The sequence below is a fragment of the Bradyrhizobium sp. KZN70725 genome (genome assembly GCF_055264925.1).
The window spans coordinates 1-2,649 of the sequence record NZ_JBUYWT010000148.1 but is presented as its reverse complement, the minus strand read 5'-3'; the positions used below and the strand labels follow the sequence as shown (position 1 = coordinate 2,649).

The 2,649-nt window shown below is 65.2% G+C and carries 2 protein-coding genes; both read right to left on the bottom strand.

All coding sequences use genetic code 11. The features are described from left to right. Nucleotides 1–129 precede the first annotated feature (129 nt). A complete protein-coding gene (gene istB, locus ACZBJS_RS42265) occupies nucleotides 130–942 on the bottom strand; it encodes an IS21-like element ISBj11 family helper ATPase IstB (protein WP_210189662.1) in 813 nt (270 codons plus the stop codon). Further along, nucleotides 939–2,453: an IS21 family transposase gene (gene istA / locus ACZBJS_RS42260; protein ID WP_463440301.1), complete on the bottom strand. Its 1,515-nt coding sequence runs from the start codon at nucleotides 2,451–2,453 to the stop codon at nucleotides 939–941. The genes istB and istA overlap by 4 nt, the downstream gene beginning before the upstream one ends. Nucleotides 2,454–2,649: the final 196 nt, after the last annotated feature.

The following is a 2,649-nucleotide window of genomic DNA, read 5'->3' as shown; positions in this document are numbered from 1 at the left end:
TTATAGCGCGACAATCTGGCTGGGAAGCGCGCGACAATCAGGATGGCGAGTCGGTGTCGCGGCGAGGTGATGATTGCCGCGATGATTGTCGCGCGCAAGAGTTTTGTTGGCGCTGATTGTCGCGGAGCGTCAATCAGCGATTGTTTTTGGTGTCGCGTGCGACGGTGGCCGTCCTGGGCCGCGTTTTCGCTCGAGCGCGGTGCGCCTGCGATAGCTCTCGACGTTCATTTCGATGATGGTGGCGTGGTGAACGAGGCGATCGATGGCGGCGAGCGTCATGGCGGGGTCCGGGAAGACCCTGTTCCATTCGCCGAAGGGCTGATTGGCGGTGATCAACATCGAGCGCCGCTCGTAGCGTGCGCTGATGAGCTCGAACAGCACGCTGGTCTCGGCCTGATCCTTGGTGACGTAGGCGAGGTCATCGAGGATCAGGAGGTCGAAGCGATCGAGGCGGTTGATGGCGGCCTCGAGGTTGAGCTCGCGCCGCGCCACCTGGAGCTTCTGCACGAGATCGGTGGTGCGGGTGAACAGGACCCGCCAACCGTTCTCGATCAGGGCCAAGCCGATCGCTGCCGCCAAGTGGCTCTTGCCACCGCCAGGCGGCCCAAACAGCAACAAATTGGCGCCCTTGCCGACCCAACCATCGCCAGCGGCAAGCGCGGTCACCTGCGCTTTGGAGATCATCGGCACGGCCTCGAAGTCGAAGCTATCGAAGGTCTTTCCGGCCGGCAGCCGCGCCTCGACGAGATGGCGCTCGATGCGACGGCGGCCGCGTTCGGCGATCTCGTGCTCGGCGATGATGGCGAGGAAGCGGGCCGCCGGCCAACCTTCCTTGTCGGACTGTTCGGCGAACTGTGGCCACAGCACCTTGATGGCGGGCAGGCGCAGCTCGTTGAGCAACAGATTGAGGCGCGCGGTGTCGACTGTGTTGGCCGTGTTCATGCGGCGTCTCCGATCTGGCTGGCGCCGATGAGGCACTCATAGCTGGCGAGCGGGGCAAGCTGCACCATGACTTGCGGCACGCAGGCAGGATCGGGCGCGAAGTGGGCGCGCAGCTGTCCGAGGTCGGGCAGTCGGCCGGCGTCCAGGTTGGCGGCGAGCTGACCGGCGAGTTCGGCCTCGCAGCCGCGCTCGTGCGCCAGCGCAAGCAGATCGACCATGAGCCGGCAGGCTTTCCTGTCCGACAGCCGTTCGCGCAGGCGATCGAAGGTTCGGCGATAGGCCTCGCGCGGGAACAGTCGATCACGGTAGACGAGATTGAGCAGCGCCATCGGCTTGCGCCGTAAGGAATGGATCACATGCCGATAATCGACGACCTGGTCGTGCTTGCCGTTGGGATGCGGCCGTCCACGCGACAGGGTGACGAGATGGGTGCCGCCGACGAACACGTCGAGACGATCGTCGTAAAGGCGCACCCGCAGCTGGTGGCCGATCAGGCGTGACGGCACGGTGTAGAACACCTTGCGCAAGGTGAAGCCGCCACTTGACGTCACGCGGACAATCACCTCCTCGTAGTCCGAGGTGCGGCGATCTGGCAACGCCTGCAGGGTGGTGCGCTCGTGGTCGATCCGCTTGGCGTTGCGGGCATTGCGGCGGCTGACGATCTCGTCGATGAAGCCGCGGTAGGCGGCGAGATCATCGAAGTCGGCAGTGCCGCGCAACAGCAGCGCATCGGCGATCGTCCGCTTGAGATGGCCGTGCGAGCTCTCGATCGCCCCGTTCTCGTGGGCGATGCCGCGATTGTTGCGGGAGGGCCGCATGCCGTAATGGGCACAAAGATCCTCGTACCGGTGCGTCAGATCATCCCTCGCGTTCCGATCGAGATTGCAGAAGGCGGCCGACAGACTGTCGGTCCGATGCTCCCGCGGTGCGCCGCCGAGCGACCACAGGGCATTCTGCAGCCCTTCGGCCAAGGCGACGAAGCTCTCGCCACCGAGCACGACATGGGCGTGCTCGAACCCGCAATAGGCCAACCGGAAGTGATAGAGGCGATGATCGAGCGGCATGCCAGCGATGCTCACCCCCAGCTCACCCATGTCGGTGAAGTCGGAGAGGCCGAGTTGGCCGGGCTCGTGGGTCTGGCGGAAGATCACCTCCTGCTCCTCGCCGTGGATCGCCCGCCAGGCGCGGATCCGGCGCTCCAGCGTGCGGCGGATTCTGGTCCCGAGTTCAGGGTGGCGTCGCAAGATCTCCTCGAAGATCGCGATCGGCCGCACGCCGGGGGCGGCCTTCAGCATCGGCACCACCTCGGCCTCAAACACGCTGGCCAAGGGATCCGGCCGGCGACTGCCGCGGGCTCCCTTCTTCCGCGATGGCAGGCGGGGATCCTTCTCAATCCGATAGGCGGTTGACGTGCTGAACGACGCCTTGGCGGCGGCCACGGGCGGGGTATCGGTCTGACGGTACTTCATGTAGAGCCTCATCTGGTGATCGGTAATGTGTCGGCCTGGCAAGCGAGTGATTCCTCTTGGCGGAAGAACCACTTGCATAACCAGCCGGCCGCGATCACCAGACGGCGCGGTCCCTTGTGGATCGCGCCGTCGCCGAGCTCGTAACTCCGGTCGGGCTACGCCCTCCCTGCGTCACGAGCTCGGCGACGCTCTCTCATCCTGATTGACGCTCTGCTTCCATCCTGATTGCCGCGCGGCA

Bases quoted from the DNA above. Each gene is read 5' to 3' on its own strand.
- istB (WP_210189662.1), bottom strand. From the start codon at position 942: ATGAACACGGCCAACACAGTCGACACCGCGCGCCTCAATCTGTTGCTC.